This is a genomic window from Psychromonas aquimarina ATCC BAA-1526, from assembly GCF_000428725.1.
GTDB classification, from domain to species: Bacteria; Pseudomonadota; Gammaproteobacteria; order Enterobacterales; family Psychromonadaceae; genus Psychromonas; species Psychromonas aquimarina.
Window position 1 is genome coordinate 1 of sequence record NZ_KE386793.1, and the last position, 16,608, is coordinate 16,608.

The following is a 16,608-nucleotide window of genomic DNA, read 5'->3' on the forward strand; positions in this document are numbered from 1 at the left end:
AACTATGAAAATCTGGTTACTACAGACACATCTACGGTGACGATTTCAGATACAACAAGCTATGTAACCGTCAGCTTAGAGGCAACTCGTTTTGTTAGTGAAGGCGGCAGTATCACTTATACGGCTACATTAACTCATCCTGCAGACACTAACAGTCCTGTAACAGTTTACTTAGACATTAAGGATGAACATGGTCAGCCTGTGACTATTAGCATAGCAGCCGGAGAAACAACCGGTACGGTTGCTGTTGCGGCGCCAAGTGATGATGTTTACCAGGACAGCAGTATTGTCTCTGCATCCATTACAGATGCTGTGGGCGGTAACTTTGAATATATCATTGATGATAGAACTCCTAAGATAACATTTGTTGGTGATACACAAGATACAACTACAGCCACATTAAGTGTGGATCAAACTGCCATTGATGAAGACGGTGCGTCATTAATTTATACCGTTACATTAAACAATGCTGCAGCCGAAGACATGACCGTGACTTTAAGCAATGGTGCTACGGTATTTATTGCAAAAGATGCCTTTGCCGGCAGCAGTGCTCCGGTGGCGGTTGCCGCAGACTCGGATATTTATAAAGAAGCTGATACACAAATTGATGTAAGCATTACCGATGTTACAGCAAACAGTTTTGAAGCGCTGGATACCACAACTAACGGCAGTGTCAGTACTACGGTTAGCGACAGTATCGATGTTGTTTCAGCTGTTATTGAAGGTCCGGCTGAGGCTGTTCTTGAAGGTGAAAATGTTGAATTTACCGTTAAGTTAGTTGATGAAAACGGCCTGCCTATTACTGTTACGCAGGCAACTGAAATTACGGTGAGCTTTACTAACGGTACTGCTGAAAACGGTGATTATTCTGCCACTACGCAGACAGTGACTATTCAGCCCGGCAGCAGCAGTGCAGTGGTGACTGTAGCAACCAATGTCGATGCGGATCATAACAATGAGACATTTACGGCTAATATTGACTCAGTTCAGGATCGTAATGAATTTGAATCAATTGTTGTCGGTCAGCAAAACAGTGCACAAGCCGCTATAGAAGAAGCCCCGCTTAGTGAAAGCAGCAGTATCACAATGAACGAAGATGCTGTTTACACCTATAAACAAGCTGATTTTAATTTTACCGATGTTGATGGTGATGCTTTAACTGCTATAAGAATTGAATCACTGCCGGAAATGGGAGATCTTTACTACAACGGAATTATCGTTACGGCGGCAGGGCTGGAGATAGACGCTGCCAATATCGGACTTCTTACATTTAAACCGGATGCTGATGATTCCGGTTCAGATCAGTATAGTGATAACGGCGCGGATAAAGCAGGTGTTGGTGAACAGCATACTGACTATGCAAACTTTACCTTCAGTGTAAAAACAGATGATTACTGGAGCTCAAATACAGCTACTACAACTATCGATGTCAATGCAGTTGCTGATGAACCTACATTGAGTGTGACAAGTGAATCAACTGTAATAAGCCAGTCAATAACCGTTGATAATGTTACAGATACAACGAGCGGCTTTAATGTTTCTGCATTTAATGGTGACGGCTCATTATCAACCATTAGTTCAAATAACTGGCCAGGCGGCTTTGGTGTTACCGGTGCAGCTTCCGGTGCAGACAGTGAGTTAGGCGGTGCCGAAAAACTTGTTGTAACTTTTGATAATGATATTTCTTCTGTAGACGTTGCATTTGCATGGAAAGCTCCGGGAGAAAATGCCTTTTATACATTTTATAAAGATGGTGTTGTGGTCGGCACAGGCACAAGTGTCGGCGGGAGTGATGGTGTTGATCCTGCTGTTACACTTAAGCCTGACAATGGTGCGCAGTTTGATCAAGTAGTATTTAGTGCTCCTCGTTCAGGTGATGATTATCTTATTAACTCAATAACCTATGACAAAGCCGTTATTGAGACAGGACCAATTGTTATAGATGAAGAGGATTCTGTCGCACTTAATATAGATGCAGTTTTAACGGATACGGACGGCTCTGAAACATTAGCTGTTGTATTAAATGATATCCCTGTCGGCTTTACACTCAGCGACGGTACTCATTCATTTACAGCAGATGCTTCTACTACAAGTATTGATATCAGCGACTGGAGTCTAGATAACTTAACACTGCAGACAACTAATATCGCAGCGACAACTAGTTATATATTAAATGTTGTTGCTACCGCGACAGAGTATTCAAACAATGATTCAAGTTCAAAATCATTTCCGATTGAACTTACTGTCAATAATATTGAAGTGCCGACGGCTCCTACTATCAGCGCTGCAGAAACGAGTACTGTGTCTGAAGAAGGATTGGCGGCATTAGGTGCAATAGCTGACAGCAGCGGCAGCAGTGATACAACAAATGCAGTTGTCAGTAATGGACAGTTCAGTGTTGCAGATGTTAATGGTGATACCTTAACTGTTACATTAAATACTCCGGCAGGAACTTATACTTCCGGCGGAGATAATATTTCCTGGACGCTTTCAAATTCAAATCATACATTAACCGGCAGCACGGCAAACGGTGAGGTGTTAAAAGTAGAAATAAATGACGACGGCTCATACACTACTACTTTATTGGGGTCAATTGATCATACTGATGCGACAACTGAAGACACGCTTGCACTTGCTATTGGTGTAACCGTTTCTGACGGCAGTTTAAGTTCTCAATCCACATTGAATGTTGTCATTGAAGATGATTCTGTACAGGTAGCTGACTCTACAAATAATATTCACCTTCAAGCTGTTAATACCAATGTACAGCTTGTTTTAGATTTTTCGGGGTCAATGAGAGGGGCTGCTTTAGACATAATGAAAGAAGCAGTGTCTAATATGTTAAGTGAATATGACAGCTTAGGAAATGTAAAAGTTAATATTGTCACCTTCTCTTCAAGTGCAGACACACATGTAAATGGATGGATGAGTGTTGCTGATGCCAAAAGCTATGTAGATGGATTGACAGATTCCAATATGGGAGGTTCGACAAATTACGATGCTGCATTATTAGAAACGATGGATAGTTTTGGTGCAGGCGGTAGTATTGTAAATGCACAAAATGTATCGTACTTTTTAACTGACGGGGCGCCCTCTGGATCAAGCGGTATTCAATCCGGCGAAGAAGCTACCTGGGTTAACTTCTTAAATACAAACAATATTAATTCATTCTCTTTTGCTATGGGCAGTGGTGCTTCGCAGAGCAATATAGACCCTATTGCATATGACGGTTCTGCTTCACCATCATCAAATACCGAAGGGGTAGTTGTTGCAAATATTAGTGAACTTCCTCCAATATTACGGGATACGGTGAATGGTGAAAATTTAGGTCAACTGACTCAGGGCAGTGTTGGTAATATTGGTGATGCTGTTGGTTTTGGTGCTGATGGAAACGGTTATATTGAAACTATATCTATTGACGGAGCAACCTATACCTATAATGCAGCACAGAACACAATATCAACTGTAGGTACGAATAATGCTTCGTTCGATAGTGCCAGCCATATATTAACGATTGAAACAGCACTTGACGGTAAATTTGCAGTTAATATGCTTGATGGAACATATGAATATACTGCTTCAGGAAAACAAACAACATCAGATGAAAAGATAACATATACAGCAGTGGATGCTGACGGTGACTCCGACAGGGCAGTGTTAACTATTGATATTCTACCGGCAGCCGCTGCACCTGATCCTGTCTATTCACCGGATGCCGATGTCATTAAAACTTACCAGAATACACCTTATGATGGTATATCTACCGGTAATGGAAATGATATTTTGACTATTAGTAAAAGTATTACACGAGATATTAGCACTAGCGACGGCAATGATACTATTTCTGCAGGTGGTCACATATACAATGGTGCCGTAATAAATATGGGCGCCGGGAACGACACCTTAAATATTCAAAAATCCATGTCCTCAGATGTATATATAAAGGGGGCCGGTACTATTGATATGGGCAGCGGGGAAGATACGATAGTTTTTGCACAGGCGAGTTCATCAGAGTTCACTTATTCAATTGATAATAGTGGAGTCTTGCATATTGAGCACAAGACTAATTCAAGAATTTCATTATACGTTGAAAATGTTGAACATATCTATTTTGGCGGAGATAACAAAACTTTTGATGTTGGTACTGCTCCAGTTCAACAAGGTGTATTTATTGACGGCATAGTTTCAGGTTTAAGCTATAAAACATCATCTGGTATGACAGGTCTTACTGGTGAAAACGGCGAGTTTAACTATTTAGCCGGTGATACTGTTACCTTTACTATTGGTAATATTGTACTTGGTTCTATGGATACTGCTCATATGCAGGATGAACAACTTTTCTTACAGGATTTAGCAAACGTAGCAAGAACAGATGTTAATGATGAGTATGTTGAAAATATGGCAGTACTTCTTCAGTCACTCGATGCTGATGGCGATGCTTATAATGGTATTGTTATTACCCAGGCGATGAGAGATGCCTTTTCTGACAATGATTTTGACTTAGCCACTATATCTGAACAGGATTTAGTAACTATCATTGAACAGACGGGACATACGGCACTTAGTGAAGATGCCGCTATGGAGCATGTTCAAGATATGCTTGAACTGCATGCCGGCATGGACGGCGCTGAGTTTGACCAGCGTGTGCTTGATGATTCTCTTAGCATAGATAACGATACTCTTATTGCCGGTTCTGATAATGATTATCTTATTGGTGAAACAGGAGCAGATACTTTTGTCTGGTTAGACGATGATATAGATGGTGGAACTGATCATATTCAAGATTTTAATATCTCCGAAGGTGACAAACTAGATCTCAGCGATCTGCTTCATGTCAAACTGGGTGATACGCTTGATGATTATCTAAACTTTTCCTCTGATGGTACTAACACTACTATTGATGTTTTTGTGGATGGTGATGCAGCTGATGCTGGTGCCGCTAGTCAGACGATTGTTCTTGATGGTGTTGATTTAGGCAGTAATGATGTATCGATCATCAATAACCTGTTTGATAATAACAATAGTGGTCCTCTGATTATTAGTGATGTTGCCGTTGATGAAGTGACACATATGATCACCGAAATTCCGGATGATCATACTTAACACCTTAATTTTAAGCCTTAAAAAGAGCAGCCCAAGCGGCTGCTCTTTTTGTTGTACAGCGGCTAATTAACACTTTTTATTATTTATTAAGCTTGTATGCCCCCATAATTGCTATGAGGTTATACACTTATAGCGTCTTCATAACATATTCATTTATTTCGAAATTTTTCTGAGAGTATTTTTTAAATGCAGTCTTCATCTTCAACACAAGAAAAACAGTGGACGATTAATGCCTCACAGCGAGTCAGTGATGACCCGCTTCTTGATTGTTTAGTTCTGCTTAGTGAACACTTCGGTAATCCGTGTTCGGCCGAGGCATTAGCCGCGGGACTACCCCTTTCCGGCAGCAGCCTTTCTCCTGAACTGCTGCCGCAGGCCGCCGCCCGTGCTGGACTGAGCGCAAAACTAAGCCGTAAAAGTCTTAATAATATCCCGGCTATGCTTCTGCCCTGTATATTGATGCTCAAAGATCAAAAAGCCTGCGTACTGCAGGAACTTGATATTAAAGCTAATAAAGCAATTATTTCATTACCAGAAACCGGCGGGGAAGAGTCGCTTAGTATTGAAGAGTTAGAGTCCGTTTATGTGGGCTACCTGTTTTTAATTAAACAGAAATATCATGGTGATCGTGATTTTGATGTGCATATCGCTGATACCAAAAAGCACTGGTTATGGGACACTATCCGCGAATCTGCGCCTATCTATCGTGATGTTATTATCGCCTCAATATTAGTTAATATATTTGCACTTGTTTCGCCTCTGTTTGTTATGAATATATACGATAAGGTTGTGCCTAATCTGGCTTTTGAAACATTATGGGTATTAGCGATAGGCGGCTCGGTTGCTTATATTTTTGATCTGGTTTTGAAACAGCTTCGCAGTTATCTAATTGATGTTGCGGGGAAAAAAGTTGATATTCAGGTCTCCTCAAAACTGTTTGCTAAGATTGTCGGTATTCCACTAGAGAAACGTGCACCAAGTGTCGGCGGTATGGCACGTCAGTTAGGTGAGTTTGACAGCATTCGGGAGTTTTTATCCTCAGCGACGATTACCGCATTAGTTGATCTGCCTTTTTCTATCCTGTTTATGTTTATTATCTATCTGGTTGCCGGTGATCTGGCGGTATTCTCTGTGGTCGCAACTCTGCTGATCCTTGGTTACACCCTGATTATGCAGCCGAAATTACGCATTGCGATTGAAGAAAGTAATAAATTTTCAGGATTACGCCACGGCCATCTGATTGAGAGTTTAACTGCACTTGAGTCGATTAAAGCCAACGGTGCGGAAGGGGTTATTCAGAACTCCTGGCAGCAGATGTTAGGTCATACTTCCAACTGGCAGTTAAAAACGAAAATGATCACTAACTCTGTCTCAAATGTATCCAGCTTTATTGTGCAGTTCGCTGTTATTGCTGTCATTGTATTAGGTGTCTACCGTGTGTCAGAGGGATTGATATCCATGGGCGGAATTATCGCCGCGGTTATGTTATCTAGCCGTGCTATCGGGCCGATGGCTAAGGTGGCTGCGTTAATGACGCGTTATAACCAGACGGTAAGCTCATTAAGGCAGCTGGACGGTATTATGGAGCAGGAGGGCGAGTTTGAAAATAAAGGCCATCTTGCCAGCCGCTTGAAATTAGAAGGTAATATAATTATTGAGCACGTTAGTTTTAATTACCCGGAAATAGAAAAGCCGGCGTTATATCCGCTGTCATTGAAGGTTAAACCTGGTGAAAAAATTGCCATTATAGGGCGTAACGGCTCAGGCAAAAGTACTCTGGCTAAGGTGATGCTCGGACTGTTTCAGCCTTCGCTCGGCAGCATTCGTTATGACGGATTACATCAGGGGCAGATACATCCCAGTGATTTACGTCGTAACTTTGGTTATCTGCCGCAGGATATCGTGCTTTTCCATGGGTCGATTAAAGACAATATTTTATTCGGCACCAGACAGGTAACAGAATATCAGTTAATTCGAGCAGTGCAGCTTTCCGGCGTTAGTATGTTTACCGATCTTGAATCTGAAGGCTTAGATCTGCAGGTTGGTGAAGGCGGTAAATCTTTATCCCGCGGACAGCGTCAGGCTGTTGCATTAGCCCGTGCTATTTTAAATGATCCGCAGGTTCTATTACTGGATGAACCGACGGCCAGTTTAGACGCGCGTGCTGAAAAACAGTTTATTAATTCCATGTCACAAACGGTGCAGAATAGAACTATGTTTTTAATAACTCACAAGATGCACCTTCTACAGCTCGTGGATCGAATCATAGTGCTTGATAAAGGGCATTTAGTTGCAGATGGACCCAAGGATATTATTCTCGACAAACTTAAAAAGGGTTTATTAGCCTCTGGAGCTAAAGTATGAAAATAACTAAAGAAGATCTGGAAATGGCCGACGATGTGTACGGTGCTATTTTAACTCAGACACCCAGCGTGCACCGCTTAACTATCTGGTCATTAGCGGCTTTAGTTACCTGCTTTATTGTCTGGGCATATTATGCTGAGCTGGATCGGGTTACTCGAGGTGAAGGAAAGGTCATTCCCTCTACTCAGATTCAGGTTATCCAAAGTCTGGACGGCGGTATTTTACAAGAGCTGTATGTTAAAGAGGGCATGCAGGTAAAAAAAGGCCAGTCATTAGCACGTATTGATGATACGCGTTTCCGCTCTGATATGGCGCAGCAGAATAAAGAGGTTGATTCCCTGCGTTCTGACATTATCCGTTTACGTGCAGAGCTCAGCAGCATATTAGTTGCGGACGTAGCAGACTGGCAGCGGCAGATAAAGATCAACAAAGAGTCACTTAATTTTCCGGCAGATTTAAAAGAAACAGCGCAAAAATTAGTATTACGGCAGCAAGATGAATATAATGGCCGCCTTAATAATCTAGAGAACCAAGTTGCAATACAGGGACAACAGATTAAGCAGCGCCAGCAGGAGGTAAAAGAGTTAAATTCTAAAATAATAACCCTGCAGACAAGCCTGAAACTGGCAAATCGGGAGTTAAAGTTAACACGTCCTCTGGCGGTAAAAAATATTGTTCCTGAGGTCGAACTGCTTAAGTTAGAGCGTTCAGTTAACGATATTAAAGGTGAACTAACCGCGCTGCAGTTATTAAAACCTAAACTTAACTCTGCTTTTGATGAAGCAGTTTTAAAACGCCGTGAAGCGGTACTTAATTATCGAACCGATGCGCGTGCACAGCTGAATGAACTGCAGTCGAAATTTTCTCGAATTACAGAAGCACAGGTTGGTGTTAAAGATAAAGTAACTAAAGCGCTGATTACTTCACCTGTGGTCGGCACGATTAAAACCGTGCATATAACTACCTTAGGCGGTGTTGTACAGCCTGGGCAGGTACTGCTGGAGATAGTACCAACCGATGATAAATTATTAATTGAAGCTAAAATAATACCTAAAGATATTGCTTTTATTCATCTTGGACTGCCGGCAATGGTAAAAATTACCGCTTATGATTTCACCCGATACGGCGGGCTTGAAGGTGTTGTTGAACATATCAGTGCTGATACAACGCAGGATGAAGAGGGTAACAGTTTTTATATTATTAGAGTAAGAACCAACGAATCAAGCATGCACAGTAAAGATAAGGAGAATATGCCGATTATTCCCGGAATGATGACATCTGTTGATGTGATGATCAGCAAAAGAACTGTGCTTGAATATATTTTGAATCCGATTTTAAGAGCAAAAGAGATGGCGCTCAGAGAACATTAAAATCGAATTTTTTAACCAAGAAATGGAGTGAAAATGAAGCCCTTAAATTTTAAAACGGCTCAAAAATGCGCAGTAGGAATATTGTGCTCCGCAGTAATGTGGCCGGCCGCTGTTAACAGTCAGTCTCTGGAACAAGCGGTTGCTTTTTCATTGGACACTCATCCGGAACTGCGGGCTGCTTATACACGTTTTAAAGTGAAAGAAAAGCAGGTTGAGCAGGCAGAAGCCGGTTATTTACCGACGGTTGATCTGACCGGGGGTTATGGTTATGAATACACTGATAGTCCTGGTACGCGTCGTAAAGGTGATGATAATACCGAAAGCATGATGCGTCGTGAGCTCGGTGTCAGCCTTAATCAGAGTCTTTTCAGCGGTTTTCATACCAGCAGCGAAGTTAAGCGGACTAGTTATGCAACAAGTGCTGAACAGTGGCGTTTACATGCGCTTGCAGAAGATTTAGCGTTAGAAATCAGTAAAGTTTATGTGGATCTGATTAAAGCTGAAAAGCTAGTGGCTCTTTCTGAAAAAAATCTTGCTTCTCATGAGGAGATTTACCAGCAGATTAAAGAACGTACGGATTCGGGGATTGGAAGTCGAGCTGATTTGTCACAGATAAACGGCCGTCTTGCAAAAGCACAGTCAAATTTAATTGCCGCAAAAAATAACTATCTGGACAGCAAAACTAAGTTCTACCGTGTTGTAGATCAGAAGCCTGATAATTTAGTAATTCCATATCCTGATTCTAACTTCCTGCCGGAAAGTAGAGAAGCCGGGTTGGAAATGGCGCTGGCAAACCACCCGGTTATTAAATCTGCGGGTAATGATATTCAGTCATCAATTGCTCAGTATGATGCAGCTAAGTCAAACTATTACCCGAAAGTATCACTGCAGCTTAATGCCAACTTTAATGATAATCTTGACGGCGAAGACGGCAGTGGTACACCGGATGTCGGCGGTGAAAATAATGATGTAGTTGCTATGGTGCGTTTTTCTTATAACATTTTTGCCGGTGGTAAAGATGAAGCCTATGCAAAAGAAACCGCTTATAAAATGAGTGAAGCCAAAGAGCTTAACCGCGGGGTTCACCGCCAGGTTAAGGAAGGTTTTATTCTTTCCTGGGATGCTTTTGAACAGCTCAATCTGCAGAAAAAATATATCAAAATGCACGTTATTGCATCAAAAGATACACAGTCAGATTATCAGCAGCAGTTTAAAATAGGTCAGCGTAGTTTATTAGATCTGTTAGATACGGAAAATGAACTGTTCCAGGCAAGAAGAGACTTTTTAGATGCTGAGTTTACAGAAATAACCGCACAATACCGTATTATGCATTCCATGGGACTGCTGCTCACAGCCCTGAGAGTGACCCGCCCGGAGGCGTGGCAGGGAGAAGAGCAATTTGAAGGAGGAGTTTCACAATGAGAGTTTTAGTGAGTATTTTTGCAGCCCTGTTTGTTTCCGCCTGCTCGGTGCAGGTTGTTGAGATGTCGCCGGAGCCGACAGCACAGGTCTTTGATTTAAAGGATATTGAAGGTGACGGTGTTATTAATGCAAGAGATGAATGCCCAGATACATTCAGCGGGGCGCAGGTTAATAATTCCGGCTGCGGTGCTGAATTAGTTGAAAAAGTACGACGCAAATTATTAGTTAATTTTGCAACAAATTCTTATATTGTCGCTCCCGAGTTTTTCCCGGAAATTGAAGCACTAGCAGACTTTATGAATAACTATCCTTCAACCAATGTAACCATCGAAGGCCATACAAGTATTCGCGGCAGCCGTAAGCTGAATATGAAACTTTCACAAAACCGTGCCCAGGCAATTAAAGACATACTGGTCAGTAAATTTGCCATTGATGAAGATCGAGTGGAAGCAGTGGGTTATGGATTTGACCGTCTGTTATTAGAAGGTAATGATGATTATATTCATGCTCGTAACCGTCGAATTGTTGCTGAAATCAGCAGTGAAAAATCGATGAAAGATATGAAATGGACAATTTACAGTGTTGATCAGCTGGCTGAGTGATCCTGCGCTTTATGAACTGTAAAAGCAGAAAAATTATTTTAACTTTGTTAACCACCTTAATACTGTTTTTAGGTGGTTCTCTGCTTTATGTGCATGCCCAGTCAATGATTAATAATCAGAAGATAATAAACGCCCTGATCCGAAATTATGGTGAACGGGCAGGAAAAAGAGGTCAGGCCTGGTTAAATATAATGGCGCAGTATCAGGAAAGCAGTGAAGCAGAAAAACTATTTAAAGTGAATAATTTTTTTAATATGCTGTTTTTTATTGATGATATTAAATTATGGGGTGAAAAAAATTACTGGGCCACACCGGTTGAGTTTATCGGTGTTAACGGCGGAGACTGTGAAGATTTTGCTATCGCTAAATATTTTACCCTGCTTGAGCTGGGAGTGCCGGATGAAAAAATGCGTATTACTATGGTAAAGGCGGTGACGCTTAATCAATACCATATGGTTTTAGCGTATTATAAGACCCCCGGCTCTGTTCCTACCATTTTAGATAATATAGACGGCATTATTAAACCTGCAACACAGCGCAAAGATCTCATTCCTATATACAGCTTTAACGGTAAGCAGCTCTGGTTAAATAAAGAAAAAGGCCAGGGTGTTGTTGCAGGTAAATCAGAGCGTCTGGAACGCTGGACTAATTTGAATCAACGAATGGGTGTATCAAATATGAAACAACCCAAGTTGAGAATGGAGTAACATATTTATGACCTTGTTTAATCAGATAAACTCATTATTGTTCGGACTGTTTTTACTGGTTATGTCCAGTCTGCTTTATTTTCAGTTTACTGAAACCAAAGACTTTATGGTTAATCAGATGGAATCCGATCTGAATAATGCCAGCACATCCTTAAGTTTAATGCTTAAACCGCATTTAGAAACGGGTGATATGGCTACAGCGGAAACTTTAGTTAATGTAATCTTTGAGGGAGGCTTTTACCGTAAAGTAAGTCTTACCTGGCTGGCAGATCAGCAGGAGCAGGTCTGGGAAAACCCGATTATTATTTCCGATGTACCGCAATGGTTCACTGATTTAGACCTTTTTTATGTGCAGTCAAAAGAAACTATGATCACCTCCGGATGGCTGCAGTTAGCAACACTGAAAATAGAATCAAACCCGGCAATCGGCTACCGGGAACTGTGGCGGATAATGAATGATACTGCGATGATTCTTTCGGCCCTTTTTCTTATCTCAATTTTGCTGCTGCACGTTCGTTTAAAAGCGATTTTAAAACCTTTACACGAAGTGGCGGTACATGCGCGCGAGATTGCTGAGCGTAAATTTCATCCGGATATGGCGCTGCCTAAAACCACTGAATTAAGTGATGTTGTCGGTGCGATTAACTCTATGTCGCGCCAGTTGAAGCTGGTTTTCGGCGCGCTTGATAATGAAGTTAGTACCTTAAAACATGACAAGTTCTTTGATGCTGTTTCAGAGCTTCCAAACCGTCAGTATCTGGTCGGACAGTTAAACAGCTGGCTGGCGGGGCCCGGCTTCGGCGGCCTTTTACTCGCCAAACTCGACTGGCTGGAAGATATTCACAGTAAATATGGTTTTCAGGTGCGCGATGAAACCATCCGGGTACTGGCAAATCAGATGCAGCAGACGCTGCCTCAACATGAAGAATGTATTATTGCGCGTATTTCTAACACAGAGTTTGTCTTCCTGGTAACCAAAGGTGAGCACGAGCAGATTACTGAGTATCTGCAGTCTCTAATCCGTCTGATTAATCAGGAGATGTTAAAAGCAGGCTGTGAGCCGAACCGGGATTTTGCAATCGGTGTTACTGAGCGGACGCCTAAAGTCACCCGTGCCGAGCTGCTGTCGCAGGCAGACAATGCGCTGCAGAATGCAATATCGCAGAATAAAGTCAGCAGCTGGTTCCATGTTAATGAACAGCAGGAGTTCAGCCGTGAAGAGTGGCGTACTCGTCTGACCAATGCTATCAGTAATAATCAGTTCCTGTTCCAGTGGCAGCCTGTTCAGCTTACTGAAAGCGGCGCGGTGATGCAGCGTGAAATTTACTGTCGTCTGCAGATTGATAATGAAATTGTTAAAGCCGGTGAATTTATGCCTTATATCGAACGTTTATCATTAGGTAAACAGCTTGACTGCTGCCTGCTTGAGTCGATAGTTGCGCAGAATATTCTTAATCTTCACAGTGAACCTGTAGCGGTTAATCTGGCACGTGAAAGTTTAACTGATCCTGAATTCCATACCTGGTTAGCTTCATATCTGCAGCAGCTTGCTTCTCCAGAGTTAGTCCATTTTGAAATTCCGGAATCAGGTATTACCGGCAACCTGCAGGCAAGCATTGAGCTCTGTGAAATTATTAAACAGGGTGGTGCTAAGTTTGGTGTAGATAACTGCGGTCGTCAGATGGGCTCATTAAATTACCTGCAGGTGCTGAAACCACATTATATCAAGCTGGATCTTTCATTGTCTGCTTATGACCATGAAGAGCATGAGGAGAATCAGCAGAATCTGGAACTTTGTCGTGCACTGGTTAATATTGCCCGCGGCTTAGAGATTCAGGTAATTATTACCGGTATCGAAGATCAGGAGCATCTGGCTGCGGTGAAACCGCTTAGAACTGACGGTTACCAGGGTTATATTGCACCACCCGTCGATATTTAAGTGCCGCTTAGAAAGTAAGTGGTTACTTTTTAATGCACCTGAATTCTTAGAAGAGCTGATTAATTATAAAAATCGATACAGGAAATGCTTAGTTTAAGCTTTCTGTATCGTTTTTTACTGTTATTCCCGCCTGCTGCTGCTCTGTTATTTTTCCTGCGTAATACTTGATCACTTCATTGATTCCTTTGGTATAATTTATTTTTCTATTTTGTTTATATTCCCTTAAAGGTGATTTGATGAGTGATAATACTGAAGTTAATTACGGCCCTTTAGCTGGTTTAATTGGAGTCTGGTCAGGTAATAAAGGAACAGATTTAGCGCCTGAGCCGGACGGCACCGAGACTAATGAATATTATGAAACGATTACTTTTACTGAGGCCGGAGATGTTTCTAATGCAGAAGAGCAGGTGATCAGTGCTGTTCATTATATGCAGAAGGTGCAGCGCATCAGTAATGATAAAGTTATTCATCAGGAAACAGGTTACTGGATGTGGGAGCAGGACAGCAATCAGGTTATGCACTCATTAACTATTCCGCGCGGCATGGCTGTTCTGGCCGGCGGCAGCTTTAAAGAAGCAGAAAATATTACCTTTGATGTGCAGGCCAGTATCGACTCGAAGGACTGGCAGCTGGTTCAGTCACCCTTTATGCGTGAAAAAGCGAAACTGAAAGAGTATGTACAGCAGCTTATTTTAGGTGAAAACAGTTTATCTTATACGCAGACAATGGTACTGGATATCTACGGTAGAGTGTTTGACCATACGGATCAAAATACATTACAGCGTCAGTAACTCTGGTTTAACCTTTTAAATAAAAAGCCTGCTGTGAAATAAAATCACAGCAGGCTTTTTAGTGATTACAGTGCCGTTTCTAAAATAGCGCGTGCTTTGATCAGATCATTTTTGCCGTGTTCACCTAATGCAGTCATACCATGTGCTTTCAGGCTGTTGAGTAGGACTTCAATTGAGTTGATATCCAGATCAACTTCGCTCAGAGTTGTTGGAACACCCATTGACTGGAAAAATGCAATTGTGCGGCTGATCGCCTGTTCAATGCGCTCCTCGACTGAACCTTCAGTAATACCGAAAATACGCTGTGCATATTGTAATAATTTAGCTTCTTTTTCAACGCGGCAGACGTCCATCACCGCAGGTAATATAATGCTTAGACTGCGCGCATGATCGATTCCGTAATTGCCGGTAAGTTCATGGCCTATCATATGCGATGTCCAGTCGTTAGGAACACCTGCGCCGATTAAACCGTTTAATGCCTGCGTTGCACTCCACATTATATTTGCGCGTACTTCTAAATCGTCAGGTGTTCTAAGTACTTTCGGACCTTCTTCAATCAGGTTCAGTAATAAGGCTTCAGCAAAGCGGTCTTGAACTTTAGCATTAACCGGATAAGTCAGATACTGTTCCATGACATGCACAAAGGCATCCACAACACCATTTGCACTTTGGCGAGCAGACAAACTCAGGGTGGTTGTCGGATCTAAAACGGCAAAAGCGGGGCGCACTAGCGGAGAGCCGAATCCGAGTTTATCAGCATCGCGCGTGATCACTGCTCCGCCGTTACTTTCAGAGCCGGTTGCCGGCAGCGTTAAAACAGATCCCAGCGGCAGAGCCGTATCCACCGGTGCGTATTTACTGACAATATCCCAGGGATCGTTACCTTTGAAGCAGGCCGCCGCCGCGATAAATTTTGTGCCGTCAATAACAGAGCCGCCGCCGACGGCCAGCAGATAATCAAAGCCTTCGTTTTTAATTTTTTCAACAGCTTTCATCAAGGTATCGTATTTGGGATTAGGCTCAATGCCGGAAAACTCATCCCAGTCATGATCTGTTAATGCCGTTTTTACTTGATCATAAACACCATTATTTTTAATGGAGCCGCCGCCGTAAAGCACTAATACTTTTTTATTCTGCGGAATTTCTGAAGCAACTGCGCTGATCTGGCCTTCACCAAAATGAATACGGGTATTGTTATAAAAGGTAAAATTGTTCATGGAGATCTCCAGTTATTGAGAATGTAATGCCAGCCGTATTGATTTTGAGGCTGTATATATTTGCTCTGCTGGAAACTAGAAAAACAGAAAAAGAAACCGTTCCTAACAGGCTGAATATTATTATTACATTAAAGCATGTTTCTATGATAAATCATCGACTTTAGCTGCACTGCTGTTACAAATTAGCGATCCGTGAAACATTTATTAGCAGAAAAGGCAGTAGTAAAAGATGACAGATTTGTGGAGAGTAGTTTATCGACAGTGAAAGTAGTGTAGGAAGTATAAGCATTGATAAGCAAACCACTTGAAGAAATATCTGCAAGTGGTTTGAGCATACTGGTTATTTATAAAGAAATATTAATACCCAGGCGGACAGCATAATCATTTTTATGCTCGCCGCTGTCATCAACATAGGTCTGATCAACTGAAACCAGCTCCATATAAGGTGTCCAGCCATCTTTCATTTTTTTACTGACCACAATGGTGTGCTCCCAGTAATCATCACGACCGGTTCCCTGATCTACGCCGTCTTGGAAACGATAACGCGGATTATACATAAGCCCCCAGTCAGCGATACTTTTTGCTACCCAGATATCAAACTGATGAGATGAATCGCGTGTTGTACCGGAGCCGTCCAGGTACGTTTTGCCGTTAGCATCATTTGAGTAGTTAAAACGGTAACGGGCGCTGAAATCAATGCCGTTAGCAAAGGTTGTACCTGTTTTTACATAGGGGCGGTAGTCTGTACGGTCTTTTGTGGTGACCACAACTAATGCTGGTGCTACATACCAGTCTTCTGACACGTTAAACTGATATCTGCCTTCAAACTCCTGTGCGCTGCCGATTAAGCCGTTTTTTTCATCATCGGCTGCATCATTACCTGAAAAATAGCTGTCACCATGATTTTGAGCAGCTTCAGCACTGAAATAAAATCCGTTGTTAAAAGTGTGCATGAATTTCACGCGGCTGTCTTTATTTTCGGAGGTGGTATTGTAACCAAAACGTACATCAAGGTTGGTTTGACCTGCGGCTGCCGGCAGGCTTAGAAGTGCACTCAGAGCAGCGCATCCAGCTGTTTTTAGTTTCATTGTTT

The 16,608-nt window shown here is 42.1% G+C and carries 10 protein-coding genes; 8 read left to right on the forward strand and 2 right to left on the reverse strand.

Translation table 11 applies throughout. From position 1 onward, the window contains the following. The first annotated feature begins 36 nt into the window (after positions 1-36). The 8 genes from G337_RS0123460 to G337_RS0123500 all read left to right on the forward strand — a co-directional run bounded on the left by G337_RS0123460 (position 37) and on the right by G337_RS0123500 (position 14,298). The gene (locus G337_RS0123460) at positions 37-5,103 is read left to right on the forward strand and encodes an immunoglobulin-like domain-containing protein (RefSeq protein ID WP_211235842.1); all 5,067 of its coding nucleotides are present in this window, start codon (positions 37-39) and stop codon (positions 5,101-5,103) included. Positions 5,104-5,289: 186 nt separating this feature from the next. Continuing rightward, a complete protein-coding gene (locus tag G337_RS0123465; RefSeq protein ID WP_028866010.1) occupies positions 5,290-7,467 on the forward strand; it encodes a type I secretion system permease/ATPase in 2,178 nt (725 codons plus the stop codon). Next, on the forward strand, positions 7,464-8,837 hold the full coding sequence (locus tag G337_RS0123470; RefSeq protein WP_028866011.1) for an HlyD family type I secretion periplasmic adaptor subunit: 1,374 nt from the start codon (positions 7,464-7,466) through the stop codon (positions 8,835-8,837). Before G337_RS0123465 ends, G337_RS0123470 begins: the two co-directional genes overlap by 4 nt. Positions 8,838-8,870: 33 nt before the next feature. Continuing rightward, positions 8,871-10,259, forward strand: a complete 1,389-nt coding sequence (locus G337_RS0123475; RefSeq protein WP_028866012.1) for a TolC family outer membrane protein — start codon at positions 8,871-8,873, stop codon at positions 10,257-10,259. After that, complete coding sequence (locus G337_RS0123480) at positions 10,256-10,861, forward strand: OmpA family protein (protein WP_028866013.1); 606 nt, start codon at positions 10,256-10,258, stop codon at positions 10,859-10,861. The genes G337_RS0123475 and G337_RS0123480 overlap by 4 nt, the downstream gene beginning before the upstream one ends. A gap of 11 nt (positions 10,862-10,872) precedes the next feature. After that, on the forward strand, positions 10,873-11,568 hold the full coding sequence (locus tag G337_RS0123485; protein WP_028866014.1) for a transglutaminase-like cysteine peptidase: 696 nt from the start codon (positions 10,873-10,875) through the stop codon (positions 11,566-11,568). Between the two features lie 7 nt (positions 11,569-11,575). Next, a complete protein-coding gene (locus G337_RS0123490; protein ID WP_028866015.1) occupies positions 11,576-13,507 on the forward strand; it encodes a bifunctional diguanylate cyclase/phosphodiesterase in 1,932 nt (643 codons plus the stop codon). Positions 13,508-13,743: 236 nt separating this feature from the next. Continuing rightward, the gene (locus tag G337_RS0123500; protein ID WP_028866016.1) at positions 13,744-14,298 is read left to right on the forward strand and encodes a heme-binding beta-barrel domain-containing protein; all 555 of its coding nucleotides are present in this window, start codon (positions 13,744-13,746) and stop codon (positions 14,296-14,298) included. A 65-nt stretch (positions 14,299-14,363) separates the two neighbouring features. Here the strand turns inward: G337_RS0123500 and G337_RS0123505 are convergent, their stop codons facing one another. Both G337_RS0123505 and G337_RS0123510 read right to left on the reverse strand, forming a co-directional pair. Beyond that, positions 14,364-15,515 (reverse strand): iron-containing alcohol dehydrogenase, encoded by a 1,152-nt coding sequence (locus tag G337_RS0123505; protein ID WP_028866017.1) that lies wholly within the window; start codon positions 15,513-15,515, stop codon positions 14,364-14,366. Positions 15,516-15,859: 344 nt separating this feature from the next. After that, complete coding sequence (locus G337_RS0123510) at positions 15,860-16,603, reverse strand: oligogalacturonate-specific porin KdgM family protein (protein WP_028866018.1); 744 nt, start codon at positions 16,601-16,603, stop codon at positions 15,860-15,862. Between the last annotated feature and the right edge of the window lie 5 nt (positions 16,604-16,608).

Excerpts from the sequence above, each read along its gene's own strand:
- G337_RS0123465 (WP_028866010.1), top strand. The coding sequence starts at position 5,290 with ATGCAGTCTTCATCTTCAACACAAGAAAAACAGTGGACGATTAATGCC.
- G337_RS0123470 (WP_028866011.1), top strand. The coding sequence starts at position 7,464 with ATGAAAATAACTAAAGAAGATCTGGAAATGGCCGACGATGTGTACGGT.
- G337_RS0123475 (WP_028866012.1), top strand. The coding sequence starts at position 8,871 with ATGAAGCCCTTAAATTTTAAAACGGCTCAAAAATGCGCAGTAGGAATA.
- G337_RS0123480 (WP_028866013.1), top strand. The coding sequence starts at position 10,256 with ATGAGAGTTTTAGTGAGTATTTTTGCAGCCCTGTTTGTTTCCGCCTGC.
- G337_RS0123485 (WP_028866014.1), top strand. The coding sequence starts at position 10,873 with ATGAACTGTAAAAGCAGAAAAATTATTTTAACTTTGTTAACCACCTTA.
- G337_RS0123490 (WP_028866015.1), top strand. The coding sequence starts at position 11,576 with ATGACCTTGTTTAATCAGATAAACTCATTATTGTTCGGACTGTTTTTA.
- G337_RS0123500 (WP_028866016.1), top strand. The coding sequence starts at position 13,744 with ATGAGTGATAATACTGAAGTTAATTACGGCCCTTTAGCTGGTTTAATT.
- G337_RS0123505 (WP_028866017.1), bottom strand. The coding sequence starts at position 15,515 with ATGAACAATTTTACCTTTTATAACAATACCCGTATTCATTTTGGTGAA.
- G337_RS0123510 (WP_028866018.1), bottom strand. The coding sequence starts at position 16,603 with ATGAAACTAAAAACAGCTGGATGCGCTGCTCTGAGTGCACTTCTAAGC.